Origin of the sequence: Rhodococcus sp. OK611, from assembly GCF_003050885.1 — a bacterium.
Lineage (GTDB): Bacteria > Actinomycetota > Actinomycetes > Mycobacteriales > Mycobacteriaceae > Rhodococcus_G > Rhodococcus_G oryzae.
The window spans coordinates 31053-56109 of record NZ_QAOZ01000006.1 but is presented as its reverse complement, the minus strand read 5'-3'; the positions used below and the strand labels follow the sequence as shown (position 1 = coordinate 56109).

Here is a 25057-nt window from a genome sequence, read left to right as displayed (position 1 = left end):
TTTCGATAGGGATTCGGCGGGCGGAACTACATCTGGACGGCCAGTGCGTGGATGTCGTCGACGATGTCGGCGACCACGCGCATGGACTTGGCGAAGGGCATGTCGTGGTCACGTTCCGAGCCAACGGTGACCTGCCAGGCCGGGCTCGCGGTCCGCGACCAAGCCAGTTCGAGTTCGGTGACCTGGTCGACGTACACCGAGCCTTCGGGCATGCCCTTGACGGTGGAACCGACACGATCGCCGAGGAAGAAGTGCCCCTGACCCTGGTCGCCGATCAGATACGGCTCGCCGTTGGCGACGATGAACTTGTGGGTGAAGTGCTGGCGGGTCTTCCACATACCCTCACCCAGGGTCAGCAACGCGCCGAGGGTGTAGGCCCGGTCGGCACTGTTTTCGAAGTGCTCCCAGTAGTGCGACCAGCCCGCGTCCCGGACGCGCTGTCCCGACTTGTGTTTCTGCCAGGCCATCAGCGTGTCCGACAACAGCGACGTCGCGATCGTGTTCGCCACCGCCGTGGAGGCGTTCACCACACCACCGGCGATGGAACCACCGAACGGAATCTCACCGAGGGCGCCGGCGACCAGCATGCCGACCACCTGGATCGCCGAGGAGATCGCCTCGTTCACACCGGGCATCGAGTGACCGCCGGTGAGAACCTGCACCGCCGATGAGGGGTTGACGATGAACTGTGAGGTCTGGATGCCCGTGTTGTCGTTCTGCCGGTAGACCACCCACGGATTCGACGGGAGCGTGCCCATCCAGCCCGGATTCTTGTACAGCTCAGGCACATTCTGATCCGGCAGCACACTTGGGCTGTAGTCGAGCATGGTGTTGTCGTACACCTGCTTGGTGCGCTCGAGCCCATCCCACATGTCGCCGCCGGTGCTCGTACCGGTCCAGAAGCCGGACTTGTCGACGATGTCGACAACCAGGCAGCCGTGCCGGACCTGCGCGCCCGGCCACGGTGGCGGATCACCCTGCAACCAGCGCCGCGTGACGATCGCCAGCTGAGCCGTTTCCAGGGTGCCCGCCGAGGCTTCGTGGAAGTTCTGGAAGCGAGAGCCGAAGATCGTCCACATCGACGTATCAGATCGGAACTCGCCAGGTTTCACCACGACACCCCACGTGGACTGATCAAGGCTGCCCCACTGACTGGGATCCATCGGATCGTCGGGCAACGTCCACAGCCCGCCTTGCAGGCGGAGCAGATTCAAATGCAACGCGGTCTTGAGCACCCAGACGCTGGGCCCCGCAAGCAGGAACTGCCGCGGGAACTGAACCTGTTCCGGCAGAAACGGATTCGACCAGCAGTAGATGTGCTTGAGATCCTGGTACGAGTGCATGAACAGTAGCTCGACGGTGGTGACACCCTGCCCGTCGGTCTTGATGACAGCCTTCTCCAGCCGCCCGTCCCAGCGCGCGCCATCCTTGTCGACCGTGATGTGCACGTTCTTCTTGGTGCGGCCATTGATATCAACCGCCCACTTCGCCAAGTAGTAGTCGTAGGGCAGCACCAGCAGACCGGTGCCGGCCTGGTTCAGAATCCAGCGGAAATCAGCGCTGATCTCCGCGCCGCACACACCGCGCAGGTTCCAGTCGCCATCCCACAGGCGGATCAGAGGCCGCGAGAACCGCTGCTGCTTGCGCACCGTCTTGGCCGATTGCGCATCCGCGTAGATCGCGGGGAGGTCCAGCACCGAAGTCACTGCAGCCCCCACGGGCGCGACCAGTTACGCGGCTGCACCACCAGCACCGACGCGCCGGTCGGCGCACCACTCACCGAAACCGGGACCGCGGTGGCCGGCGTGTACGGGGGCACCGGATAGAGGAAGCTGACGCCGTTCATCAGCGCCCAGACCTGGGAGCCGTCCTTGGCGACGATCATCTCTTCCATCGGGTCGGTGTCGACCGTCAGATCCTTGCCCGCGGCGGTCAGCGGCAAGGTGATCACCCGCGCGCCGTCGCGATCGACCGCACCCCACGAGAAGTCCGGCAGTGTCCACTTACCCGGCGCCGAACACACCCACTTGAGCCACATCGGCTGATCGGTCGGGTTGGCGATGGTGATCGTGCCGGACTGGCTCTTGCCCGCGCCGGTGGTATCGGTCGTGGAGGTCCAGGCCCCGGTCACATCGGACTCGACCCACCACGGATTGCCCGCTGTACAGGTCATGACGACCTTGCCGATCGACTTCAGATGCGGATCCTTGTCCGGCTTGAAGTCCGGCTGCTCCGACATCCGCAGTTTCAGCGTTCGCGTGCCGAAATCGGTCGTGATCGTCAACGTCGCGTCGCGATCGTAGGCCCAGGCCTTGCGCCACGCGGAGTCCACCGCCTCCCACGAACTACCGGCGGTCTGAGAGACATTGACCGCGAATACGACATCGCGCTTGTTCGTCCGGTAACCACCGAACGAAGAACCGGCCTGAAACGCCGACTGATTCCAAATCGTCGTCACCGGCGCGTCGTACAACCCGGTCGGCGACGTAGCCAGCTCTACACCCTCACGACCACTCCCCTGACCGGCGATGGTCCATCGTGAACCATCGACTCCGGTCACCGTGATCATCGCAGCATTGGACGCCACAGATTCACCTCAATCCATATCATTGCCGCGGCGACTAATGAGACAATTCCCATTGCGCCGCAAGAATTTTCAGTCTTCCGATGATGTCTTCATTGCTCGACATCGAGATATTCACCGTCGCCGGCTGCCCGCCGGGAGCCGGCTGGGCCGGGCCGCTACCGCCGCCGGATCCCCCGCCCGGCGAACGCGCCGCCAACATCTTCTGCAAGAAGGACGGATCGGCGTTCAACGCCTGCAGGAACGGGCGGTTTGCCGCGGTCGATCGTGCGTTCATCACGAATTCACCGTCGGAAAGGTAGGCCGGAATCTTGTCGCCGATCGACGATCCCGGCCCCTTGATATCGCCGCCGGTGGCGTAAGCGGGCACATTTCCGCTCTGTCGCAAGAAGCTCTGCAGCCTCCTGCTCGCGTCACTACTTTCGTTCATAGTCATATCGATTCGTTTGCCATCGTCTGCGCGTCAGCTCACGAAGACCGACACGAACAGCCCATTGTCGATGGCCAGCCCCGTGCCGTTCTGGTGCAGTCGCACGTCCAGCACGTCGCCGGAGCGCAGTACCGGTTGCGCGGTGAGCGGAATGGTGACGGGGATTTCCGCGGCCAGATTCAGGTCGGCGGTCAGCGTGAGGCTCGCAAAGGTCTGCAGCACAGCGCCATCGCGGAGCTGGCGGACAGAGATGGTGGCGTTGTTGGTCGCGGCGCCGGTGACAGTGGCAAACCCCGGCGGTGCGACGAGCTGGACGTCGGTGACGGTGTCGCCGCTGTAGAAGGCCGGGGAATAGACCCCGGCCAGGGTCGTGGTGTCGGCCGCGCCGGCGGCTTGGGCCGGCAGCGTTGCGGAATAGATCATTCGTCCTCCCAGGTGGATCCGGTGAACTGGTCGATGAGGCCTTGCATCGACTCGTCTCGTTGTGCGTCGCGGACGATGTCCACCGCGGTGACCGGTCGGGGCATCGGCGTCATCCGGGGCGGATCGCCACCGGCGGCGGCGATCACCGCGGCCTGCACGCCCTGGAGTGCGTCGATGATCGACAGCAGCAGATAGCTGTCGATGGTGTACCCCTCCGGAGCCGGGCCGGCGGGTTCGGTCTTCTCTTCGTACAGGTCGAGTTCGGCCTCGGCTTGTTCAGCGGCGAGCATCTGCTCGGCCAGCTCGCGATCCATCGCCAGCGCCGAGCGATATTGTGAACCGTGCGGCAGTCTGTCCTTGAGGGACCAGATCGTGCGCCAATCACGGTTGCGAATGGTGTGGGGCCCGAAGCATTCCCGGATGTCGATGCCGCGCTCGAGCAAGTCGTAGTCGAGCGCGGCACCGAAACGTTCCCAGAACTCTACGAGCCCTGCGATCCCCCCGGCAGCTCCGAGGAACCCTGGCCGAAGAGGTGGGCGTAAAGGTCCTTCTGGAAGGCGAACCACTCGTCGAGCGGCCGATCGGCGAACAGTTCTTCGACGGCTTCGTACTGGTCGCCCAGCACGATGACCATCTGTTCGTCATCGCTGGCGGTCCCGCGCAAGGCCAGGACCTGGCTGCGGGTGACCGGTGCGATCGCGATGTCGTCGGTCAGGCGGTAGGGCGCGCGTCGGCGCGCGGCGAGCTCTTGCTGCAGCTCGTAGAAACGACCGCCGACCTCGGCCTGGTCGGCCGCTTCGGGTGTGGATGCCATGATGCTACTTCTCCGGGTTATGTTGTGTTACTGGGACTTCGAGGCACGGCCACTGGCCGGCTTGTCGACGGCTTCGACCTCGGCCTTCTCGGCGTGGCCGAGCTTGAAGACCGCGGTGACGTATTCGGTCGCGTTGGCAACGAGGTAGTCGTCGACGCCGTCGGTCATGGTGACGGGGTACTCGGTGGGGATGGCGGACACGGTGGACCCGCTTTCTTCTCCGGCAAGAATGGATAAGGAATGAGTGGGGCGTGCCATGACCGGAGACACATGACACGCCCCACGCCCAAGTCCGTAGACCTGGGAGATCGAGAAACCGTCAGGAGACGGTTGGGGGTGCTTTACGCAGCGTTCGGGATGTTGGTCTGGGTCAGGATCTTCTTCCAGCCCGAGCCGCCGAAGCCATGGGCGATGGCGTAGCCGGCGGTATCGTCCTTGAAGGCGACCATGGTCAGCTTCTGGGCGAGGACCTCGGTGGGGTTCCACTGCTCGCCGCCGTACTTGCTGACCGCGACCTTCGGCAGCACCTTGTAGACGTAGATCGGGTTGGCGTCGTTGCCGTCCTTGCCGATGATGATCGCCGAGTAGTAGGTGATCTCTTCCGAGGTCGGCTGGGCGAAGAACACTTCACCGGAGGCGGCATTGGCCTTGATCGCCGACAGCGCGGTGCCAGTGGCCAGGTTCAGCGTCAGCGCGGTCGTCTGCTGCGGCTGGAACTCGATGGTGGTGATATCGCTGGTGACGTCGTTGCGCACCGGCTGCAGTTCACCGTAGGACTCGATCGGCGCGGCGGTGATGCCACGAGCGAAGGCCACACCGGTCTTCTTGTCGATCAGGCCGACAGGCTGGTAGGCCGGCGGCAGCGTCTGCAGGGCACCGGAGGCGTCGGTCAGCGCGGACGGCGCCGCGGTGTAGTGCGGTGCGATGAAAACGGCCGCGTCGAGCGGCTTGAGCAGCAGCGACCGCTGCGCGTTCTTCAGCGCGGTGAGGTTGGTGGCAGGCATGTGTCTCCATTCGAGCGCCCGCGGATGCGGGCATGGTTAACAGGAATCGGCACCGAGTGGCGCCGGTGAAAGCCCCGTCAAGGACGGGATTCACCCACCGCCTACTGGCGGCGAGCTTCGATCGAGAACGCGACCTCGACCATCTGGTTGAGCGGGTCGAGGTCGGGCACCTCGGTGAGACCGCGGCTGCGACGCAGGATCGGCGGATGGAACTTCGGTTCCTCCGCCGCGATCTCCTCGGTGTAATCGACGAGCACACCGTTGACCCGGTTGGCCGGGGCATCGAGCATCGCCGTTCGGATCTGCACCGAAAGCTGCTGCGCCTGAGCGCGAGTGGCACCGAAGGCCACCACGCTTACTTTCGCCTTGTAGGTGATCGCATTGATGTCGAGCGTTCCCCCGGTGGTCCGCACCCAGATCAAGGGCAGGTTGGACTGCAGGTCCGCCGAGGTGGCGGGCAAGGTGGTGACGGTGGTCGCGGTCGGGGTGAACAGGTCGACCATGAACTGCTCGAAGTCGGGGAACTCCCCCGGTGCGGGATAGGTCGGCATCACGCTGCTTCCGGTGCCGGGCCGACTGTCACCTCGGCGCCGAGCGCGCCCTCGGGGGCACCCTCGGACGTCTCCGGCGGCGGAATGGCCGCGGCCACTGTCATCGCGACACCCTGGGCGAGGTTGGACAGCACATTGACATCGGCCTTCAACGTCGCGAGTCGCGCGACCACGGCCTGCACGTCGGTCTGGATGCGTTCGGCGAGACCACTGGGATCATCGGAACTGGGCACGAGATTCTCCAAATGTTGGGTTCACGGGTGATCCGTGGAAGCGAATGGTTCGGATTCGGTCCGGAGGCATCGACTGCGCTCTTGGACCCAGCGGGGGTTCCACGAACCCCGTTCTGGCACTGCGTGTTAAATACCGAGAAGCGGAAGCAACAGCGGAAGGATCACGCTGACAATTCTGAGGACATCGACGACGGCACCGAGCATTTCTCATCACCCCCTTTCACTCTTGCGAGCGGGAGCGCTTCAGCGCACGTGGCTCAGATAGGTTGCGAGTCGGTCGCGCAACGGGTCGTTGGTGAAAGTCGCACTGTGGGGGGCGGTCTTGATCACGTTGATGGTGGTACTCCGGTCGATCTCCGGTCTCATACGCCCTTTGGGGGTGCGCCATTGGGGCTGCGCCAGCTTCGGGGTGTTCTGGCGGCGGTTCCGCGATGCTGAGGACAGGGTCTGCACCACGGTGCTGACCGTGCTGGTCAACGCCGTGGCCGCGCCCGCGGCAGCGGCTCCGGCCGGGCCGGTGACGGCGCCGACCATAGCCGTGATGGCGGCTTCGCCACCTGCGGAGACGACTTCGTCCCGCGTGCCCTTGTAGATGTCGTACCAGTTGTGCCACTGCAGGAAAGGGAACAGCGAGCCGACCGGAGCCGTGGAGAGGAAGCCGCCGGCGTCGGTGGGACCGTGTTCATCCTCCACTTCGCCACCGGAAGCGTAGGCCTTCACATTGACCATTGCCTTGGTCGGGCCCTTCAGCGCACTGCGGGCAAGCGACGCCCACTGCAGGAAGGGAAGCGGTCGGCCGGGTTGTGAGACCGACAGTGCGCCATCGTCATAGCCTGTGCGGCGGCCTTCCCATTCGCCGTCGGCGAAACGCACGAACTGTGCGTCATCTCGTACATCTTCGAAAGACATTGTCGACCATCCATTTGGTTCTAGGCGGTGACCGCGGGTCGGTGCGCATTGAGCAGCACGGCGAGCCGGTCGCAGTAACCATCGGTTCGGTATCTGACGTTGTGGGCGCCGCCGCGGACGTAACCGTCCATCAGCGCGGCGGCCTGAGATCACAACTGCCAGTGGTGGATCGGGTCACGCCACCGGTCCCGGTGGTTCAGCTGCCAGCGGTTGCCGCGGATATGTTCGGCCAGTGCGCTCCCCCACCCGCCCAGGGCGGCGAAGCTGAAAGCCGACATGGTGTCGGCAAGCGTGGGAAGCGGCGAATCGGCAGGGCAGCAGTTGATTCCATCGGCGACGTGGGCTACTTGTATCCGAGGATCCCCACACGGTTCGGGGTAGCGCGGATTTCCGCGACCAGCGCCCGAGCGCCCCATCGCGACCGACTGTTCCTCGGAGCAACCGGCAAAGAGGTTCTGCGGATTGGAGGGACCGACACTGGCCGGGTAGTGGACGTCGGGGCCGATCAGGCACTTGCTGCTGTCGAGCCGGCGCGTGACGCACGAGAGCATATTCACCGGTGCGCCTCGCACGCTCTCCGGTGCCGCGACACGTCAGAACAGTGATCACGCCGTCGACCTTTCTGTGTTGCGGAACTCCCTGTGCGGGAATCCATTCGATGAGTTGGAGAAGTCCCGCCCCCGGAGTCGAGGGGAATGCTCCGGGGGCGGGACTATGACGCCCCTGCGCTGCGACGACGTCTGCGACCGCGGAACACCCGCGGGAGACGGGCGCGCAAGGGGCGGGGCATGCGGAACGCTCTCAACCCGCTTTTCAACCAGATAGTTGTTCGGGGGCGAGCCGCATGGGCTTGGAGTGACGGGCTATCAGCCCCGTCGAGATTGTTGTAATCGAGAGGTGAGAAACTTTGGAAGGAGTTCCGATTCGTTTCTTGCCTGTGGCTCAAGCCTACAACGGGGTATGTGACAACTCGCCGAAAAGCGACCAACAGTGCAGGTAAATAGTGGTTTGAACCACCCCGCGGTTTGCGGAGGCTTCATTCCTTGGATGGCCGCCGAGATCCGCCACGAACACGGCTCGGAGTGGGCGGCAATCGAGTCCGTCGCAGGCAAGTTCGGGATAGGTAGTGCTCAGACGTTCCACAACTGGATCCGAAAGGCGCAGGCCGATTCGGGGCAACGCGCCGGCGTGACCTCCGCCGCTGCGGCCGAGTTGCGCAAGTGAGAATCGAGAACTCGAGCGGCCAACGAGCTCCTGAAGTCTGCATCGACCTTCTTCGCGGCGGAGCTCGACCGCCAACGCAAGTGATCGCCGACTACATCGACAGCCACAGGGAGGAGTTCGGCGTCGAGCCGATCTAGTGAACATCCCCGTGGACATGGACGTGCGTCTCAAGTCTCGGTACGAGTCGTGTTCGCACCCGGATTGCGATCGAGCCGAGCATCCACCGCGATCGTGAACGGCCGGTCGCCGTGCTCGAGGAGCCATCGGTACTCGATTTCGCAGAACAACGTGTCACACCCCGGGTTCCGCTCCCGACTGGGCATCGATCCGATCAGGAGGTTTCCCGGGACCGGTCGCACCCCAGGCCGTCAGTACCGGGTGTTGCATCGACCAGTTGAACTCGCCCAGGTATACCCAGTCAGCAGCCGTCGATATCGGCGTGCAGGGATCGAGGTGCTTGATCGACGCGCTCGACGATCAGTCGTCGTCGTCCTCGTCCTCGTCGTCGTCCCATTCATCTTCGGGTTCGTCGGTCCATGCTTGGTGCTTGGGACTGACGAGGCGCATGGCGACGGACCCGAGCCCCGCCGAGAGGATGATCACCACGTTCGGCAGATCCCAACGAAGTTTCTTGACGATACCGGAGGTAACGGGGGTTCCCTCCCCGAATTCCGCGGCCATCGGCACGCTCAACTCACCCAGTAGCTCCGCCATCACCTCCGGCATCCTCGTACCAGGGTCGGCTACGTCGGTCACCCACAACCGTATGATTTGGAGGGGTCCCCAAATCAGTGACGCGTCGCCGCTGCGACGGTTGATGTCGAGGTTCGTCGTGAGAGTGGCTGCGTTGTCGGAGAAGCGCTCTGCCTGCCAGCCCGCGGCGGCGCAGAAGCGTTCGAGGTCCTCGGAGTCCCAGGTCCAGTCGAAATGGGCTGCCAGGCGCGCGGTCCGGACCGCGCCTTCGATGTCGGCGTGCATGATCAGGAATCTACCCTTCGATCGGTGTGGTTACAGGTGGGCCGCGGTGCCCCAGACCCGAAGATCTTCCGGCGACCACGCTGAGGTGTCGGGGCGGGTGGTGATGGTGACGTTGAGGCTTTCGTCGACGGGTGAGGGCTGGAACAGGGTCTGGTATATCGCTGGGATCGACGCGAGGGCAGGCAACGCGAGCATCGACAGACCGCTGAGGAAATCGGCTGCGGGTTTCACCAGGCCGTCGAACGGCGACCCGCCACCGCCCCCGGGTGATCCAGACACCTGGTGCACCGGACCCGCGAAAGGAACGGGGGACGCGACCGGCCTGAGGCCGAGCGGTGATGCCGCCGCTGGTGCGGGGATCCGGTATTTCGTGTTCGGGTCCAGTGCGGCGTCCCATTCCCACACGTTGCCGTTCGTGTCGGTCTTTCTGACCTTGTAGACGACGTTGGCACGGCCTTCTCGTAGCGCGTCGGCAAGGGCGGCATATTCGGGGGTGTTGAGTTTGGCGGCCAGGTCGGGGTCGTTGGCGAGGATGTCGTCGAGGTATTCCTTGGTGCCCTGCCCGACCCACTTTTCCTTGCCGTCGATCACGACCTTCCTTCGCCCCATCTTCAAGGCTCCGGGTTTGCCGCCCTTGGCTTCGATGATGTAGAGGGTGAGGTTGTTCGGGTCACTCATGTCGGCGGCGGCGATATCGACCCGGCCCTGCTCCCTGGGTTTGGGCTCACCAGGTTTGCGGGCCGGAGGACGCTCACCACCGATCAGAATGTTCCTCTTCGCCTCAGCGGGCAGGCCGTCACGACCACCGATCATGCCCAGTTCCGCCTTCTCACCGGTGAGAGCGTTATAGGAATCGATCCGTGTTTCGACCAAATTCTCTAGATGAACCCGGTCCGCGTCGCTAACCCCGGAGTTCTTAAGCCCTTCCAGGATGTCGTCCAGGTCTTGTCGTTTGATGAGTCCTTCGAGTTGTTTACCGCCTCCCAGTTTGATTCCGAGCCCGTCAGCAACCTGCTTAATATGGAGTTTCTCATAGAAATTCGATTCACTGCCCTTGAGGCTCGCGAATCGATCCTCTTCGAGCTCAATAACGGACAGTTGCGAATCGATTTCCTCAACCGCCTCCTTAGAGAGTGCCTGTTGTTTACCACTGGCCCCGTTGGTGGTGTGGTAGAGGCTCATCTGGTCGTCGACGTAGCTCTTCGTCTTCGATTCCGGATTGCCGGAGGGCTTCTTCAGCCCCGGCGCCTTCGCCTCCGCGCCGCCGCCATTTCCGTGCTGGCCGGGGCTTCGTCTCGGAATTATGGAACGACCCGGGTTCGGCCCTACATCGAGCATGCCGAGGCCATCCCACTCGTCGGCTAGGGGATTCCTGAGGCCGGGACCACGGACAGGGCCGGGACCACGGACGGGTGGGATGGTGCGTGGTGGCGCGACCGCCACGGGGGCCTCGATGCCGGGGGTGTGCCAGGGCAGCTCCTCGGGTTTCGGGTAGTCCACGATGCTGGGGCGAGAACCAACTGCTGCACCGTCGGCGAGGAAGGGCGTAGGTACGTCCGGGATCGCCTGTGCCACACCGGGTAACGCTCTGATGGGAAACTGGGAAAGCCCGATGGTCGCTTGTGCGGCAACCTCGGCTTCCGCGACTGTCAGCGCCTCGGGTGCGGCCTCGAGTCCCTTTTCGGCCCACTTCACGACACCGGCGCCTACCTTGCCGGCTACCTTGCCGATCCCGCGCCCGATCAGGGTGCCGACACCCGGGACGAAGGTCAGAGCGGTCATCGTGCCGCCCCAGACGGCTTGTCCCCAATTGCCGTCCTCGATACCCTCGGCGAAGTCTTTCAGGCCGGTGAACTCACCGGCCAGGTTGCGGAAATCTTCCCCCCTTTGACCCCGCTTGGAGGACTCACCGAGTTTCGGCTCGTACGGGGTGTCGTCGGGGGTCAGTGATGTGTTCGGGTCGGCCGAATACATCCTGGGTGTGTTCTCGAGTTGCTTGGCCTGTTGAGGAGACAGGAGCCCGATCTCGGCGCGGGCGAGTCGACTACGGGCGTCAAGGGACTTTTGTAAGATCTCATTCTGTGCCTGAGCAGGGCTCAGGCCCTGTGCGAGTAGACCTTTGATCTTCGGGTCGTCGACCGGCAGGCATAGGATCTGCGCCGCGATCTGATCGTCGTCCTGTTGCTTCTTGGTATAGGCATTCTTCTCGAGCCGGTGCTGGGCATCACTACGCAACTGAGTGCTGCGCTCGTCCAAATTGCCTGTAGTCGAGGCCAAACTCAGGTCGTTCGCCAGCTGCGCCGCGCTGTAGTCGAGCCTGGGCATCACGATGCTGCCGTCAGCGAAGGCAGGCAGCGCGGATTGGTCCCAGTGCGCGTTCAATCGTGCGGTCGCGTCCTGGCGGGCGGCTGCCTCCGCCGCCAAACCGGCCTCGGTGTACGGGCCCTGCACACGAGGACCGTTGAGCAAGGCCAGATCCCGGTCGCGGTCGGCGGGCGTGTACGCCGCGTCCGTGGCGAACAGCCCCGCCATCTGCTCGGGTGAGATCGCCAACCCGGGAGTGGACACCACCCTTGGGCTCCCGTTGGGAAGGGCGACCGTGGTCGTCTCTCCGATCAGTCCGTTCACCATCCTGGCCTGATCTGTCTGGACAGTGGTGCCGCTGGGCAAGGTCACCGGCTGGCCTGTGGGTGTCTCGTCCTGCATATACGCCAGCAAGTCCTCCGTACCACCGGCCGGCGGCGGCTGCTGCGGTTGGCTCGCCGGTCCCTGCACCAACATCAGATCCGCCAAGTTCTGCTGCTCTTCGGTAAGAGGCGCCGGGGTGGCGGGCACAGGGGTTCGGGGCTTGCCCCGACTCTCGGCGAGAGTCGGGCCATAAACTGGAGGGTTGGGTGCCATGGGAGTACCTCGGTGTTTCATGAAAGAGGCCGCACCCCAAGGTGGGGAGCGGCCGAAGAAGGGAGGGCGGAAGAGGAAAGCGCGGTACCCGACCGAAGGGGTATCTACCGGTGCGGAGTCGATGGGATGTCGGTCATGTGGACCGCGGTGTGCTCAAAGGAGTGAAATGGGTTGGCAGCCAAGGCCGTTTCGCCCGAACACGCCAGGCCGGAAGCGAAGAGAGGACATGAAAAGGCCCAAGCAGCCTGCGTCGGAAACACTGCTTGGGCAATGTGATTCATGACCAGTCGAAGTGTTCTCGAATCTCGATCGGCCACCACGGACCACCTCACACCGAGGGCATCAGCCCATCGCGTGTTTTGTGACAGCCCTATGGAAAGCGACCAACAGTGCAGGTAGAGTACTGTTTCGGCAACCTGCTTCGGCAGGCCGCGTGGCCGGTCTGTGCCCAGCGGGATTGCCCGGGTTTTGGTTGACTTCTGACTGGTGAGGATGCGTCCTTGGCCAGTCGAGTTCGAGGCCCTCCACTACCGCAATCACGAACTCAGTAGGTCTCCGGACTCGCCGGGGCGGTTCACCCCTATCCGGAAATGGCTTTCCGTCCGGACCGACACCGATCATGTCGTATGGATTGACATTCGCTGGTTTGCTGGGGCCGGGTGCGGATGGGCCGGTCGGCTTCCAGGAGTTACTGGTTCCGGAGACATGAGGGTTCTCGCTGTTTCCTGCGCGAGGACGCGACCACAGAGCAATTCACCGAACTCCGAGATGACGGCGATCATGCGGCGAAGCGTCTGGCGGGATCGATCCGGCACAAGATCCCTCAGCAGGGAGTCGGATCAGAAAGAGGAGTAGTCCCGCCCCGGGGCATGTGCCGGCCCGAGGGCGGGTTACCTGGGCGCCCCCGGGCGGCGGCGTCTGCGACCGTGGACTTGCACGGGAGACGGATGCGCAACGGGGCAGGCCTGAGCGGACGCCAGGCCCGGCGGCTGTTCAGCGGAGCTTTGGGCGATGTCGCGCGGGGCGGGGCGCGTGGGGGTTAGGGGGCGGGCGGGATGAAGCGGCTTTCGAACTTGTCCAACCGGCCGATGACGTCAGCGAGGGCGTCGACAAGGGTGTGGCCGCCGAGCTGCGGCCAGCCGGCGTACTGGCCCAGGTCACGTTGGCCCAGGCCGCAGAGCTGTTCGCGGATGTCCTTGACATCGCTACTAATCGGGCCGCAGAACTTGGTGATGAAGTCCTGGAGCTGGGTGACTTCTGAGGCGCTCATCGGCGCGTCCTTTCTCTCAAGGAAGGCCGCTACGTCGCGGCGGAATTCGTTCATGTCGATGCCGGCAGGGTCGATTTTTCCCTCTCGGCTGTACTCCCGGTGGGCTACGCAGTCATCGGCGGTGCGGCCGATGCGTCCCAGAATGGCGGCGCAGCCGCGTTTGTAAGCGTCGAGCTGGGCTGGGGTCCAGTCGGTTCCGTCGCCGCGGGAGACGGCTTCGATGCCGATCACGTGGTAGTTGGCGTTGTCGGTGGGCCAGCCAGGCCAGGAGCCGCGGCCGGCGTGCCAGCAGACGCCCGCGGCGATGACGCGGAAGGTGCCGTCACGTTCCAGCACCAGCTGGGCGAGGGGGCCGTCCAGGTCGGGGCGGCCGTACTGGACGATGCGCCAGTCCTCGGTGCCGCCGCCGGCGGTGTGGTGGCACAGCACGCCGCGCAGGTCGCGGAAGTCGCCGTGGCCCCGGTCACGCCAGCCTTCGTGCTCGATCACCCGCAGGCCGGCCGCGCGCAGCACGTCAGCCAGCCAGATCGGGTCTCCGGTCCAAGACATCGGGTATTTCCTTTGCTGTGTGTATTCGTTTGCAGGGACATTCAGTGGCCCTGCAGCACTGAACGTGTGGAAGAGGGCGTGACTCCGCGGGCCGGCCAGGAAAGTGGCGCCGACTCGGTGGAGGACGAGCCAAGGAAGCGAATGATGTTGGCAGACAACGGCACAAACATCGTATGACGGAAATGACATCGAAATATGTTGCTATACAACAGATCTGCATCCACAACAATCCGACGGCCCAAGCCTATCAGCGGGTCCGTGACGAATCCGGGAAAACTGGCCAACACCCCAGGTAAATAGCCATTTTGAATCGTCCCGGTGAGTCTGGAGACTAACGAGTTCCCTATCCGACAGACTCCTGTGAGACGCAGGACCTGGCCGAGTTTTAGCGATGAGCCGGACCGCGTACCAGGCCTGGCAGGCAGAAACCGTCGAGGACCTCCTCTCGCTGGTGGGTGCGGTGACCGCGTGCCGGCTGGTGGGCCGTTCGCGGGCCACCCATCACCGGCAGGCCAACCCGAAGCCGTCGATGCTGGGCCCGCGACGCAGGCCACAGCACCCGGGCGAGCTCACCGCGACAGAGCGTGAACCAGGTCTGGGCGCGTGAGCTTGACGAGGGCCGCTACTACTGTTCGGCCCGGACGATGTACCGCGTCCTGGCCGCCGCGGGCAATCCCGGAACTGGTCGCGACCGGCCCGAATGCCATGTGGTCGTGGGACATCACCAAGATGCGTGGGCCGTCCAAGGGGATCTGGTACCACGCCTACGTCGTCATCGACATCTACTCCCGCTACGTGCTCGGCTGGCGCATCGAGGCCGTCGAGGACGGTGACCTGGCCGCCTAACTGGTCGCGGACATCGTCGCCGAGCAAGGCACTGCGCCGGGTCACCTGCACGCCGACGGCGGGGCGGCGATGACCTCCAGGCCGCTGGCCTCGCTGCTGGTCGACCTCGACGTGCGCCGGTCCCACAACCGGCCCCGCACCAGCAACGACAATCCGTTCAGCGAGGTGCAGTTCAAGACGATGAAGTACATGCCCGACTACCCAGAGCGGTTCGCGTCCATCGGCGAGGCGCGAGCATGGATGCATGCCTTCACCAGCTGGTACAACCACGAGCACCGCCACAGCGGCATCGGGCTGCACCCGCGCCAGCGTCCACTACGGCACCGCCGACGGAATCCAGCACGCTCGTCAGCGGACCCTGGACGCGGCCTACGCCGCCCACCCCGAGCGGTTCCACCGACGCCCGCAGGCACCCACACCGCCCGCACGCGTCACCATCAACGACCCCGCCACACGCGAGGTAAGAACTCCAGCAACAAAATTGGCTGGACACGTCTCATTTGACTTGACATCTACCGGTCACACCGCCCCGATCGCAGGGGACGGACGGCCCTTGGCCGGATCCGTCAACCTGCGACCCGGCTGCAGGGCAACCCGGCCCGTGCTCGCGCCGCAGGGGTGAACGGTAATCTCGCAACTATGACATACGAGTTGGACCCGCAGACCCCCGACGAGTTCGATGGTGACATCACCTCGACCTTGGATTCGGGACTGGTAGGTACGGCCGGCTACCACGGGCGATCAAACGGCATCCCCCCAAGGGCCGGTGATTTGTCCGACCTGAACGAGGACGACAAGCGCCTGTACGACGAGTTCCTGGCCACTCTGAGGTAACGGCGGCAACATACGCACGAATCCAGCAACCCATGAGGTCTCCATAGATCCAATTTCGAACGAGGTGTCAGCAACAATGGCCAGCCGCAGGGCCAGCAACCGGTACGACGCGCGCGTCCAGGCGGCGAAACTTGACGTCACGATCGGCCATGCCGGCTTCGCAGCACCGATCGTCATCTGGCAACCCGAGTTCCGGGCGATACTAGTCACCGCGGACCTGACCCCAGTGGATCGTCGAGAAGCACTCGCCCACGCGCTCGCGCACGCGCAACTGGAGCACTCGGAGACAGTCCGAAAAGCACGTGCCGGCCGCGAATCTCGTCAGAGGGTGGAACTCCGCGTTTACGAGCTGGCGTGTCGCAACCTGATACCTATCGCGGATCTCAGAGATGCACTCGCGCGTTATATCAGCGTCAAGGACGTTGCCGACTGGCTCCAGGTGAATCCCGATACGGTGCGCTATCGACTCCACCACCTGTCGCGCACGGAACGGCGAGTGCTGCCCCCGGACATCCTGAATCGTCTCGACTGGTATGCAGACGCGAAGTACCCGCTGCCGGTCAGCTGCATCTGGACCAACTCCGCGCCGCTGCCGGCATACCGGAAGCTGCCCGAGGTCCTCAGACAATTTCGGTAGTCCCAATGACAGATGTTCCCTGAAATCTGTTGCGAATCAGGCCGATCGGCGATGGTCCCCCTGCGGCAGCGCACAGAGTTCGATCACGTCGCCCAGCCGGTACACGGTGCCGTTTCCTACTACATGGCCAGTCAGCTTGCCTCGACGGGCCCACTGCCTGATCCGCTCGGCGGAGATGCGGTCACCGGAGCTGTCGGACAGCAGCCTCGCGAGTTGAGCCGCCGTACCCATGATTTCGTAGGCCTGGTCCATCATTTCACGGCGGCGACGCCGCACCGCGACGACGGTCCCGCAGCCCTCGCATCGGACGAGGTCGGCATCGGACTGGGCGGAGAGTCCCCGGCCGCACTCACAGTTGCCAACACCGACACGAGATTCCGGGCGGTCGATCGTGCGATATCCCAACCGAATAGCCCTGGACAATGCGGCATCCAATCCGACGAGGGCATCCGAGTCATCGGGAATAGGGGGCAGGTGACGGATGAGGAACTGGCACTGCTCTATCGCGGTGACCGGAGCACGCTGCGCGATGGCAGCCGAGACCTTCGCGGCATAGTTGGTCAGCACCCCCGCGATGTCTCGGTGCGCTTTCGCGGCACCGCTATTGAACGGCAGGACCTGCTCAGCTCACGTCGTGCGCACATACCCCAGCGAACCCGCGGAGGTGATGGCGTCTGTGCGACTGAGAGTGATATCGAGTTCCGCCAACAGCGTTGGGACGACCTCGAGGGCCGCCATGACAGCGGCGCGACGCTCGGAGGTGAGATGTTCGGTGTACATATGACCTTCTTGACTAGGCGATCAGATCCTGCGCCGCCGCGGGTTGCTGCGGGTTGTATCGGACATACACGACTCCTGCGCGCACCTCCGACTCGAAGCCCGGACCGAACGCGGCCGCCATTCCGGTGCGGAGACGATGTTTGGTGGAGTGCGGGTATCGCGTCGGCCACGGGTACATCGCCCACCGCCCAGGACGACTGCGCAACTCTTCGGCAAACTGCCGATTCTCGCGTTCACGGGCACGGGTCTGCGGAGGAGGCAGCTGGACAGGGTTGGTGGACATGAGATTCCTTCTGGATGCACAGCGCAAGTCGGGGATCACCGATGCCACCTGGACGGGCACCAACCCTCGCGACAGCGCCGTCGCGGGGCGCGACGCAGCACCCAGGTTACAATGACACATGCAACTCTGCAATATATGCAGCGGCACCGGGCCGACGAAGCGGCCTATTGCCCTTCCCACCAGGCGTTTGAACACACTCAATCGAAGATGTATTAGATGTGTGTAATTGTTGGTAATGATATAGAATCGGATGCATGAGCAATCGTCAAAGCGCCCCGGTGCCCAGGGAGGTCAGCGAGGCGATCCGTAGCGCGAGGCAGGCCAAGGGCCTGTCCCGTGATGCTGCAGCACGAGCGGCCGGGGTCAGCGTCAGCCTCTGGACGCAGGTCGAATTGGGCACCCAGTACAAAGGCGAGAAGAAGGTCGACGCCCGAACCACAGCGCGCACACTCCAGGCCATGGCCGAGGCCGTGGGGGTGGATCCTGCGCCATTGCTGCGCAAGACGGGATTGGACAAGCCCGCGACCGGCACCCCATCCACTTCGCGTCCGCAGCCCGTCCTTGACTTGACGGGATTGTCGAATGAGGACCTGGGCATGGTCGCCGCGTTCGTCGCCGGCCTCAGAGCGCGCTGAATTTCCTACATTGACTACAAGTTCGGTGCATACAACTTGCAATTCATGTTGTAGCCTAGCGCTATGAACGATCAACCACCTTGCCTTGGACTACCTGGATTCCTGCGGCCCAAGGACACGAGCGGCTGGCAGGTACTGCCGGCAACCATCGCTGCGAAGGCGCTGTGTCAGGACAGATGTCCGCGCGACATCTTCCTGGCTTGCGCGCGTTCAGCTTTGACCGCCGGGACCTGCTTTGGGGAAGAAGAGCCCCGCGTCGCTGACGGCGTGGTGATGGCGGGAATCGTCTGCCGCGGCGATGCCCTGACCGAGAAAGCGCTCCGCCGCGTAATCAAGCAACTCGCGCAAGCGCCGACGGCGCGCCCTACCCATTGCCGGAATTGCCACAAGCCTATGACCACGCGCCGTGGCAAGCTGGTCGGCCACGTCGTCCATGAAGGGGGCGGAATGTGCACAGGGTGCCGCCGTGCAGAGCAACGATCTGCGTGACTCGACGCACAGTGCAGCACTTGCGACCACAAGCCGATCAACCTCTTTCCGGGTCGATCACCGACGACTCGTAGCCTAGGCCCGCGACTGTGCCTGATTCGGTCCAAAGTGGGACAGTGCAGGTAAACAACCATTTCGGTGTGGCCCGCTCCGCGTGTCGGTTCAATGCTTCGTTGCAAGGAGTGCGCGGGCGCTGGATCGGCGCAGTTTGCCGGAGGTGGTTTGGGCAGGGTTCCGGGCGCAAGAACGGTCACCGTCCGGGGAGGGATGCCCACGGCTTTTGAGACCGCTGTGCTGATGGCGCGTCGCAGTTGCAGGGTGGGGGCCTCGTCGTTGTGGTGGGCGGATTCGGCGAGCACGGCGAATCCTTCGCCGGGGCTGCCTGCGGCGAAAGTTGCCGCGATGGCGTTGGCGGTGCGGACGCCGGCAACGCGTTCGGTGGCCCGTTCGATATCGGTCGGATACAGGTTGCGCCCAGAGATGATGATGACGTCCTTGCGGCGTCCGCAGATCACGGTTTCACCCTCCTCGGTAAAGCATCCGAGGTCACCGGTCTGAATCCAGCCATCGGCATCCTGGGCGGCGACGCTCCCGCGGGCGGTGAGGTATCCGCTGGTGATGCTCTCGCCACGCAGTTCGAACTCGCCTACCTGCCGGATCGCGAGCGGGGTACGCGTGTCCGGGTCGACGACCCGCACCTCCATCCCGGACAGCGGCTTTCCGAGTGTGGGGTAGGCGGGACCATCGGCCGCGGATGCGGCGATGCCTTCGACTTCAAGCACCTGCCGGTCGACATGGTCGGCCCGCAGACGGTGATGACGACGGCCTTGGGGTCGCCGGTGGTCCCCGAGGACAGATGTAGCAGAGCCGCATCGTCCTCGGCCGGCATCAATGGTTCGGCGTCTGGACCCGTAGCGAGGTCGCCCATTTGTAGCACCGATACAGCCAGCCTGCCTTCGGGCAAGGCGGCTTCGAATGGCGAACCCACGACCAGCACCGCAGCCTCGATAGTCCCCAGCACGCGCTCGGTCTCTGTGACCCACTGGCCTAGGTCGGTGCGGGAGGTGGGCTGCTGCGGCATCCTGAAGGCCCCACCACGCATCCAGATCGCCTGCACCAAATGGGCAACATCTCCCGCGCCCCCCTGCACTTGCCCGCACTGTGGGAAGGATTGCTGCGCGGTGTGACCGGGGCCACCTATCGTCCAGGTCACAGAAGATCAGTGACCAGAGAACGGGACACACCTTGGACCTCGCGCAACGGATCGCCGCCCTCGAAGCGATCGAAGCGATCAAGAACCTCAAGCACCGATACTGGCGGGCGTGCGACGGCAAGGACCCGAAGTCCTTCCGCGCCTGCTTCATCCGTTCGGGAGCGAACATCGACTACGGCCGGCTCGGCGCGTTCGACGACGTCGAGCCGATGGCCGAGATCTTCGAGAAGATCGCCCTGCACCGGGTCGGCGGCAAGCACGTCATCCTCGACATGCACCACGGCATGCACCCCGACATCACCATCACCGGCGAGGGCACCGCGACGGGGCGGTGGACGCTGCGCTTCCGTCAGTTGAACCTGCTCGAGAACACCGAGACCGTCTCGACCGGCGAATACGACGACGAGTACGTGCTCGAGGACGGCGAGTGGCGCATGTCGAAGTGCCACTTCACCGAGACCTGGTCACTGACCCGCCCGCTCTCCCCCGACGCCGTGGTGTCCGAGGGCAAGTTCGCGGGGGTGGCGCAGTGAATATTCATGAAGCAACGAGTGAGCGGCGGGTCGCCCTCGTCACCGGCGCCAGCCGAAGCGTCGGCAAGGGCATCGCGCTCGCCCTCGGCTCGGACGGCTGGACGGTCTACGTCACGGCCCGCGGCGAGGTCGGGACCGACGGCCCCCTCGACGCGACGGCGGCCGAGGTCACCGCGCGCGGCGGCACCGGGATCGCCGTGCAGTGCGACCACACCGACGACGCGCAAATCGAGGCGCTGTTCGCCCGCATCGCCGACGAGCAGTCCGGGAGGCTGGACCTGCTGGTCAACAACGTCTGGGCGCACCCAAAGGGTTTCGCCGGCTTCTCCGACCCGTTCTGGAAGCGTCCCATCAGCGACTGGGACACGCTCATCGGCGTCGGACTGCGCGCGCACTACGTCGCCAGCGTCGAGGCCGCCAAGCTCATGGTCCCGCGCGGTTCCGGCCTCATCGGCAACATCTCCTCGTTCGGCACCCGCGGCTACCTGCACTCGGTGCTGTACGGGATGTCCAAGGCCGGCCTCGACAAGATGGCGGCGGACATGGCGGTCGAACTCAAGGGCACCGGCGTCACGGCCCTGTCCTTCTGGCCCGGACTGGTGCGCAACGAGGCGATGCTGGCGAGCGGGATGGAGAGCTTCGCCGGCTTCCCCCTCTCCGAGGCGGAGACCCCCGAGTTCATCGGCCGGGTGATCGTCGCCCTCGCCAACGACCCGGAGGTCGGCAAGCTCAGCGGGAGCACCCAGATCACCGCGGAGACCGCGCTCGAGTACGGGATCACCGACGTGGACGGCGCCCAGCCGGCCTCGCACCGCGCCGCGTTCGGCGGCGGTCCCCTGTTCTGACACCGACGCCACCCAGGGTGGTGAATCCATCACCCTGGGTGTCTCCCGCCCCACCGCTTGGGGGCCTGTCCGCACCCTCCCCCTCCGACGAGACTTTGAGACCAGAGCAGTTCCCGGTCACCGAAGTCCGAGTCGAGGGAGAGTTTCGTGAACCAGCCAGTGCAGCCCACCAGCATCTCCGGTTGCGGTACCCGGGCGCGGGTCATCGCGCTCTCCGCCGCCGCGCACTCGGTCTGGTTCTCCCAGCGCGTCTCCGGTGACGCGCCGATCTCCGTCGCGCAGTACGTCGACATCCGCGGCGCGCTCGACATCGACCTGCTCATGGACTCGGTCCGATGGGCGGGACGGGAATTCGGGGCGGGACGGCTGCACGTGGTCGAGGTCGACGGGTTCCCGTACCAGACCCTCGCCGCCGCCGCCGACGACTTCGTCGCCGCGGTCGACTTCCGCGGCCGGGTGAACCCGGTGGCCGCCGCACAGCAATGGATGCGCGAAGAACAGTCCCGCCCGGTCGACATGTCGGCCGACCAGCTCATCGTCGCGGCCGTGCTGCGGATCAGCGAGGTGCACACCTACTGGTACGTGCGAGCACACCAGGTCGCCCTCGACGCCTACGGGCTGCGCACACTGATCGAACGCTCCGCCGAGCTCTACACCCATGCATTCGTCGGCGCCTCCGCCAGCCCGTCCGAGGCTCTCGACCTCGAGGCCGTGGTGGCATCCGACGCGACCTACCGGACATCCGACCGTTTCGAGCGCGACCGCGAGGCCTGGGCCGAGCATCTCGCAGGCGTCCCGGATCCGGTCACGTTCGCAGGCGCGGCGGCACCGGCACAGTCCGAGCCCGTGGTGATCGGCGGCGAGCTGGCGCCCTCGGGCCCCGGTGCCGCCCTGTCGGCGCCGACAGTGGTCGCCGCGTTCGGGGCCTTCCTGGCGCAGCACACCGGACGAGACGAGATCACCGTCACGCTCCCGACCCCCGCCCGGGGCACCGCGGCACTGCGCCGCTCGGGTGGATCGCTCGCCAACGTGGTCCCACTGCGCCTGTCCTCGGGCGCGGGGATGACGGTCGGCGACGCGAGCATGGCGGCGGGCCGGGAACTCGCGGGAGCACTGAGCCGTCAGCGCCACCGCCAGGAGGACATCGCACGCGAGGTCGGCGTGATCGGAGACCGCGCGGCCTCCTTCGGCCCCACCATCGAGCTGATGCTCGCCGACAGCGAGGTCCCGCTCGGACCGCTGGACGGCGCGCTCCACGTCCTGACCACGGGCCGGGTCGACGACCTGACCGTCCGGGTCCGACCGGGCGCGGTCGAGGGCGCCACCCGGATCGACTTCCTGGCGAACCCGGACCTGTACTCGGAGACCGAACTCCGCCGGCTGCACCAGCGGTTCCTGGTCTTCGTCGAGGGCTTCCTCGCCGCGGACGCGGACAGCCCGCTGTCAACGGTCGTCTGACCCCACCCACCGCGGCGGTGGGTGAGGGTGCTGGGCGGTCAGGCTGCGAGTTCTTCGATGTCGTACTTGACGTTCCTGTCGCTGATGAGCAAAGCGAATCCGAGTCCGAGGGCGGCGCCCGCGAGTCCGAGCGCGACCCCGCCAAGGGCGAGCCCGACGCCGAGCGCCGCCCCGCCGAGGCCGATGATGAGTCCGAGCATGATGAATCTCCTCAATGAATGGCTGGTTTCCGGGCCCGTGCGTACGGGTGGGGCATCACCGGAATTCCAGAACGCGTGAACACGCGCGGTCCACCCGAGAGCTCAGACGTACGAACTCCATCGAAATCACCTCGGCTGCGAACGTCCTCAGAAGACGCCGTCGAATTCGGCCCGACACCCGTCGCGGTCACGGATCTGTGCTCTGGGCGGCTCCTCGAGCCCGGTGTCGCGCCCGCAGCTCGCTACCGAGCGGTGCGCAGCCCGGCCGCAGTGCCCGCGCCGAGCAGGCTCAGCACAACTGCGACCACGAATGCACCTACGTACGCCGAGCGGTCCTGGCCGCCTGCGACGAGCACGGCGGTGGTGACCGGCGCGCTGATCGCCGACCCGATCGTGCGGATCACGCTGTTGAGGCCGCTCGCCGCCGCCATCTCGGTCGGCGGCACCAACACGGCCAACAGCTGCGCACAGATCGCGTATCCGAGTCCGTTCCCCAGGCCGATAAGACTGAAGAACACCACTAGCGACCAAATCTGAGTGGGCCACACGGCCATCCCGGCCGCTCCGAGCCCCATCAGCACCATCGCCGCAACGGCCGGCGTCCGCAGGCCGAACCGCGCGGTGATGCTCGAAGCAATCCGCCCGCCGAGGAAGACCATTACCGCCGACGGCAACAGTGCCAGCCCGGTCTGGACCACCGTGAACCCGCTGCCGTAGCCAGTTGCATGCGGGGCCTGCAAGATGCGCGGGATGCACAGATAGAAGACGTACGGAATGAAGCCCAGCACGAGGGTGACCAGGCTGGTCAATGCCATCGGCGCGTCCACGAGGCTGCGGACGTCCACCAGCGGGTTCGGCTGGCGGAGTTCAGCTACGACCAGCGCCACCGCCGCGAGCAGTGCGACTGCGAACAGCCCCAGGGTCGCCGGTGCCGTCCAGCCCCAGGTGCCGCCCTGCGTCGTCGCGAGGAGCAGCGCGACCAGTGAGCTGCTGAGGAGCACCGTACCGACCCAGTCGGTCCGTGATGCGACCTCGGCGCTTTCAACCTGCGGCACCCATCGCGCCACCATGGCCAACGCAACAAGGATCAGGATGCCGGTACCGACGAACAGCCACTGCCAGCTCAGGTACTCCAGGATCAGTCCGCCGAGGACGAGCGCAGCACCCGCGCCGAGACCGAGCATGCCGGCGACCCAGCCGATGCCGGCCGCCATGGCGGGACCCGACAGGTTACGCCGCAGCACCGCCAGCGCCAGCGGGAAGGCCGCCGTGCTCACACCCTGCACCATGCGCATCACCACCAGCATCTCGATGGTGCTGGCGAGCGCGGCACCGAAGGTGGCGGCCGCGAACACCACCAGCACGGCCAGCAGGACGCGCTTGTCGCCGTATCGGTCGCCGAGAGACCCGATCACCGGAGCGAGCACCGCCCCTGCCATCAAATAGGCGGTGAGGATCCACCCCGTCGCCGGAACCGAGGCGCCGAAGGTCTCGCCGAGCACCGGCAGCGCCGGTACCAGGAGCGTCTGCATCATCGAGTAGATCAGCACGGTGAAGGCCAGCGCCACCACGAGCAGTCCCGGGTGCACCGATGTCGACGACGCACGTGAATGCTTCGGCGACGACGCACGTGAGTGCTTCGGCGCAGTCAGTGGCATGTTCATGGAGGTCCCTTCGGAGCAACGAGCTTCTCGGCCATATGGATGCAAATCGGAACGGAGCGTTCCGGTCCGAAATCAGAACACGGATTGATAGCCTCTGGCAATGCGACAGGACGAGATGCACGGACCCGACCGGGCCCCGACCGGGCCGGGACGGGCCCGGGAAGCACGGTCGAACGACATCGGCGTCTTGCGCGCCGCCCGCGAGATATTCGCCGAGCGCGGCTGGGATGCACCGGTTTCCGCGATCGCCGACCGGGCCGGAGTAGGCGTCGGCAGCATCTACCGCCGATACCGCACCAAGGAGGAACTCGCCCAGTCCCTGCGTGTGTATGTCATCGATCACCTCACCCAACTGGCCCGTGACTGCGTCGCGCGCACCGACCCCGACCAGCGACTACTCGAGGTGTTCTTCCGTCGCCATCTCGCCGAGTTGGACAGCCCGCTCATCCCGACACTCGGCGGACACCTCCCCCGCGACCCAGAAGTGGACCGGGCCACCGGGGACCTTTCGTCGGCACTCGAGGCACTGATCGACCTCGCCCGCGACCGAGGCCAGGTACCGGACAGCTTCACCGCTGCCGACATAATGCTCATGACGGTGCACCTGCGTCCCCGGCTGCCCACGACCACCGAACGCGCCCGCGAACTGCACGAGCGCTACCTCGACTTCATGCTGATGGGGATCGCACACGCCGCGGACCGCGCGGAGCATGGGCCGAGCTGGGACGAGTGGTATGCGATGTGGCAGCCGAACTGACCGCCGCCGTCGC

Annotated in this window: 33 protein-coding genes; 11 read left to right on the top strand and 22 right to left on the bottom strand. The window is 65.2% G+C overall.

Annotation, left to right across the window (positions count from 1 at the left end; all coding sequences use genetic code 11):
• Positions 1 to 26: 26 nt before the first annotated feature.
• The 12 genes from C8K38_RS08760 to C8K38_RS26840 all read right to left on the bottom strand — a co-directional run bounded on the left by C8K38_RS08760 (position 27) and on the right by C8K38_RS26840 (position 7505).
• Positions 27 to 1697, bottom strand: coding sequence for a Gp37-like protein (locus C8K38_RS08760; RefSeq protein WP_143548424.1), 1671 nt, complete (start codon positions 1695 to 1697; stop codon positions 27 to 29).
• A gap of 5 nt (positions 1698 to 1702) precedes the next feature.
• A complete protein-coding gene (locus C8K38_RS08755) occupies positions 1703 to 2473 on the bottom strand; it encodes a phage tail protein (protein WP_258195858.1) in 771 nt (256 codons plus the stop codon).
• A gap of 148 nt (positions 2474 to 2621) precedes the next feature.
• Positions 2622 to 3020, bottom strand: coding sequence for a hypothetical protein (locus C8K38_RS26845; RefSeq protein WP_143548423.1), 399 nt, complete (start codon positions 3018 to 3020; stop codon positions 2622 to 2624).
• Positions 3021 to 3047: 27 nt separating this feature from the next.
• Positions 3048 to 3437: a hypothetical protein gene (locus C8K38_RS08745; RefSeq protein ID WP_097211136.1), complete on the bottom strand. Its 390-nt coding sequence runs from the start codon at positions 3435 to 3437 to the stop codon at positions 3048 to 3050.
• Positions 3434 to 3880 (bottom strand): hypothetical protein, encoded by a 447-nt coding sequence (locus C8K38_RS08740; RefSeq protein ID WP_097211135.1) that lies wholly within the window; start codon positions 3878 to 3880, stop codon positions 3434 to 3436. The genes C8K38_RS08745 and C8K38_RS08740 overlap by 4 nt, the downstream gene beginning before the upstream one ends.
• A 38-nt stretch (positions 3881 to 3918) precedes the next feature.
• Positions 3919 to 4251 (bottom strand): hypothetical protein, encoded by a 333-nt coding sequence (locus tag C8K38_RS08735; RefSeq protein ID WP_097211134.1) that lies wholly within the window; start codon positions 4249 to 4251, stop codon positions 3919 to 3921.
• A gap of 27 nt (positions 4252 to 4278) precedes the next feature.
• Positions 4279 to 4452: a hypothetical protein gene (locus C8K38_RS27085; RefSeq protein ID WP_179800501.1), complete on the bottom strand. Its 174-nt coding sequence runs from the start codon at positions 4450 to 4452 to the stop codon at positions 4279 to 4281.
• Between the two features lie 140 nt (positions 4453 to 4592).
• Positions 4593 to 5255 (bottom strand): phage tail tube protein, encoded by a 663-nt coding sequence (locus C8K38_RS08730; protein WP_097211133.1) that lies wholly within the window; start codon positions 5253 to 5255, stop codon positions 4593 to 4595.
• A 101-nt stretch (positions 5256 to 5356) separates the two neighbouring features.
• Complete coding sequence (locus tag C8K38_RS08725; RefSeq protein ID WP_097211132.1) at positions 5357 to 5806, bottom strand: phage tail termination protein; 450 nt, start codon at positions 5804 to 5806, stop codon at positions 5357 to 5359.
• Positions 5806 to 6039, bottom strand: coding sequence for a hypothetical protein (locus tag C8K38_RS08720; protein ID WP_143548421.1), 234 nt, complete (start codon positions 6037 to 6039; stop codon positions 5806 to 5808). Before C8K38_RS08720 ends, C8K38_RS08725 begins: the two co-directional genes overlap by 1 nt.
• Before the next feature lie 243 nt (positions 6040 to 6282).
• Positions 6283 to 6948 (bottom strand): hypothetical protein, encoded by a 666-nt coding sequence (locus tag C8K38_RS08715; RefSeq protein ID WP_143548420.1) that lies wholly within the window; start codon positions 6946 to 6948, stop codon positions 6283 to 6285.
• A 149-nt stretch (positions 6949 to 7097) separates the two neighbouring features.
• Complete coding sequence (locus C8K38_RS26840; protein ID WP_143548419.1) at positions 7098 to 7505, bottom strand: hypothetical protein; 408 nt, start codon at positions 7503 to 7505, stop codon at positions 7098 to 7100.
• A 490-nt stretch (positions 7506 to 7995) separates the two neighbouring features.
• On the opposite strand from C8K38_RS26840, the gene C8K38_RS26835 reads away from it, so the two are divergent.
• Positions 7996 to 8172 carry a transposase gene (locus tag C8K38_RS26835; RefSeq protein ID WP_143548418.1) on the top strand — a complete coding sequence of 59 codons (177 nt, stop codon included), beginning with the start codon at positions 7996 to 7998 and terminating at the stop codon, positions 8170 to 8172.
• 477 nt (positions 8173 to 8649) lie between these two features.
• Here the strand turns inward: C8K38_RS26835 and C8K38_RS08705 are convergent, their stop codons facing one another.
• The 3 genes from C8K38_RS08705 to C8K38_RS08695 form a co-directional block, all read right to left on the bottom strand.
• Positions 8650 to 9150, bottom strand: coding sequence for a DUF6301 family protein (locus tag C8K38_RS08705; protein WP_097211128.1), 501 nt, complete (start codon positions 9148 to 9150; stop codon positions 8650 to 8652).
• A gap of 30 nt (positions 9151 to 9180) precedes the next feature.
• Entirely contained in the window at positions 9181 to 11943 is a 2763-nt protein-coding gene (locus tag C8K38_RS08700; protein WP_143548417.1) for a hypothetical protein, read from the bottom strand.
• 1147 nt (positions 11944 to 13090) lie between these two features.
• Positions 13091 to 13870 (bottom strand): peptidoglycan recognition protein family protein, encoded by a 780-nt coding sequence (locus C8K38_RS08695; RefSeq protein WP_097211126.1) that lies wholly within the window; start codon positions 13868 to 13870, stop codon positions 13091 to 13093.
• A 391-nt stretch (positions 13871 to 14261) separates the two neighbouring features.
• Here C8K38_RS08695 and C8K38_RS08690 point away from each other — a divergent pair, with 391 nt between their 5' ends.
• On the top strand, positions 14262 to 14477 hold the full coding sequence (locus C8K38_RS08690; protein WP_097211125.1) for a hypothetical protein: 216 nt from the start codon (positions 14262 to 14264) through the stop codon (positions 14475 to 14477).
• A complete protein-coding gene (locus tag C8K38_RS26830) occupies positions 14474 to 14716 on the top strand; it encodes a DDE-type integrase/transposase/recombinase (protein ID WP_143548416.1) in 243 nt (80 codons plus the stop codon). The genes C8K38_RS08690 and C8K38_RS26830 overlap by 4 nt, the downstream gene beginning before the upstream one ends.
• A gap of 41 nt (positions 14717 to 14757) precedes the next feature.
• Here the strand turns inward: C8K38_RS26830 and C8K38_RS27560 are convergent, their stop codons facing one another.
• Positions 14758 to 14907: a hypothetical protein gene (locus tag C8K38_RS27560; protein WP_245220898.1), complete on the bottom strand. Its 150-nt coding sequence runs from the start codon at positions 14905 to 14907 to the stop codon at positions 14758 to 14760.
• Here C8K38_RS27560 and C8K38_RS28060 point away from each other — a divergent pair.
• The 3 genes from C8K38_RS28060 (at position 14882) to C8K38_RS08670 (ending at position 16187) form a co-directional block, all read left to right on the top strand.
• Positions 14882 to 15220: an integrase core domain-containing protein gene (locus tag C8K38_RS28060; protein WP_373560241.1), complete on the top strand. Its 339-nt coding sequence runs from the start codon at positions 14882 to 14884 to the stop codon at positions 15218 to 15220. The genes C8K38_RS27560 and C8K38_RS28060 overlap by 26 nt on opposite strands.
• Before the next feature lie 135 nt (positions 15221 to 15355).
• Positions 15356 to 15550: a hypothetical protein gene (locus tag C8K38_RS08675; protein WP_097211122.1), complete on the top strand. Its 195-nt coding sequence runs from the start codon at positions 15356 to 15358 to the stop codon at positions 15548 to 15550.
• Between the two features lie 76 nt (positions 15551 to 15626).
• Positions 15627 to 16187, top strand: coding sequence for an ImmA/IrrE family metallo-endopeptidase (locus C8K38_RS08670; RefSeq protein WP_097211121.1), 561 nt, complete (start codon positions 15627 to 15629; stop codon positions 16185 to 16187).
• 36 nt (positions 16188 to 16223) lie between these two features.
• Here the strand turns inward: C8K38_RS08670 and C8K38_RS08665 are convergent, their stop codons facing one another.
• From C8K38_RS08665 to C8K38_RS26825, 3 genes are read right to left on the bottom strand one after another with little or no spacing between them, the layout of a single operon-like run.
• Positions 16224 to 16754, bottom strand: coding sequence for a DNA-binding protein (locus C8K38_RS08665; RefSeq protein WP_097211120.1), 531 nt, complete (start codon positions 16752 to 16754; stop codon positions 16224 to 16226).
• A gap of 60 nt (positions 16755 to 16814) precedes the next feature.
• Positions 16815 to 16967: a hypothetical protein gene (locus C8K38_RS27080; protein WP_179800500.1), complete on the bottom strand. Its 153-nt coding sequence runs from the start codon at positions 16965 to 16967 to the stop codon at positions 16815 to 16817.
• Between the two features lie 13 nt (positions 16968 to 16980).
• Complete coding sequence (locus tag C8K38_RS26825; RefSeq protein ID WP_143548415.1) at positions 16981 to 17250, bottom strand: hypothetical protein; 270 nt, start codon at positions 17248 to 17250, stop codon at positions 16981 to 16983.
• Between the two features lie 254 nt (positions 17251 to 17504).
• Between C8K38_RS26825 and C8K38_RS08660 the strand changes: the two genes are divergently transcribed.
• A complete protein-coding gene (locus tag C8K38_RS08660) occupies positions 17505 to 17885 on the top strand; it encodes a helix-turn-helix domain-containing protein (RefSeq protein WP_097211119.1) in 381 nt (126 codons plus the stop codon).
• A gap of 167 nt (positions 17886 to 18052) precedes the next feature.
• On the opposite strand, the gene C8K38_RS08655 is transcribed toward C8K38_RS08660, so the two are convergent.
• Positions 18053 to 19156 carry an AMP-binding protein gene (locus C8K38_RS08655; protein ID WP_097211118.1) on the bottom strand — a complete coding sequence of 368 codons (1104 nt, stop codon included), beginning with the start codon at positions 19154 to 19156 and terminating at the stop codon, positions 18053 to 18055.
• A gap of 463 nt (positions 19157 to 19619) precedes the next feature.
• Here C8K38_RS08655 and C8K38_RS08645 point away from each other — a divergent pair, with 463 nt between their 5' ends.
• The 3 genes from C8K38_RS08645 to C8K38_RS08635 all read left to right on the top strand — a co-directional run bounded on the left by C8K38_RS08645 (position 19620) and on the right by C8K38_RS08635 (position 22423).
• Positions 19620 to 20120: a nuclear transport factor 2 family protein gene (locus C8K38_RS08645; RefSeq protein ID WP_097211117.1), complete on the top strand. Its 501-nt coding sequence runs from the start codon at positions 19620 to 19622 to the stop codon at positions 20118 to 20120.
• On the top strand, positions 20117 to 20965 hold the full coding sequence (locus C8K38_RS08640; RefSeq protein ID WP_373560239.1) for an SDR family NAD(P)-dependent oxidoreductase: 849 nt from the start codon (positions 20117 to 20119) through the stop codon (positions 20963 to 20965). Before C8K38_RS08645 ends, C8K38_RS08640 begins: the two co-directional genes overlap by 4 nt.
• A 147-nt stretch (positions 20966 to 21112) precedes the next feature.
• On the top strand, positions 21113 to 22423 hold the full coding sequence (locus tag C8K38_RS08635; RefSeq protein ID WP_097211116.1) for a condensation domain-containing protein: 1311 nt from the start codon (positions 21113 to 21115) through the stop codon (positions 22421 to 22423).
• Positions 22424 to 22461: 38 nt separating this feature from the next.
• Here the strand turns inward: C8K38_RS08635 and C8K38_RS27075 are convergent, their stop codons facing one another.
• Positions 22462 to 22623 carry a hypothetical protein gene (locus C8K38_RS27075; protein WP_179800499.1) on the bottom strand — a complete coding sequence of 54 codons (162 nt, stop codon included), beginning with the start codon at positions 22621 to 22623 and terminating at the stop codon, positions 22462 to 22464.
• A 242-nt stretch (positions 22624 to 22865) separates the two neighbouring features.
• Complete coding sequence (locus tag C8K38_RS08630) at positions 22866 to 24287, bottom strand: MFS transporter (RefSeq protein ID WP_257017319.1); 1422 nt, start codon at positions 24285 to 24287, stop codon at positions 22866 to 22868.
• 100 nt (positions 24288 to 24387) lie between these two features.
• On the opposite strand from C8K38_RS08630, the gene C8K38_RS08625 reads away from it, so the two are divergent.
• Positions 24388 to 25044: a TetR/AcrR family transcriptional regulator gene (locus C8K38_RS08625; RefSeq protein ID WP_245220896.1), complete on the top strand. Its 657-nt coding sequence runs from the start codon at positions 24388 to 24390 to the stop codon at positions 25042 to 25044.
• Positions 25045 to 25057: the final 13 nt, after the last annotated feature.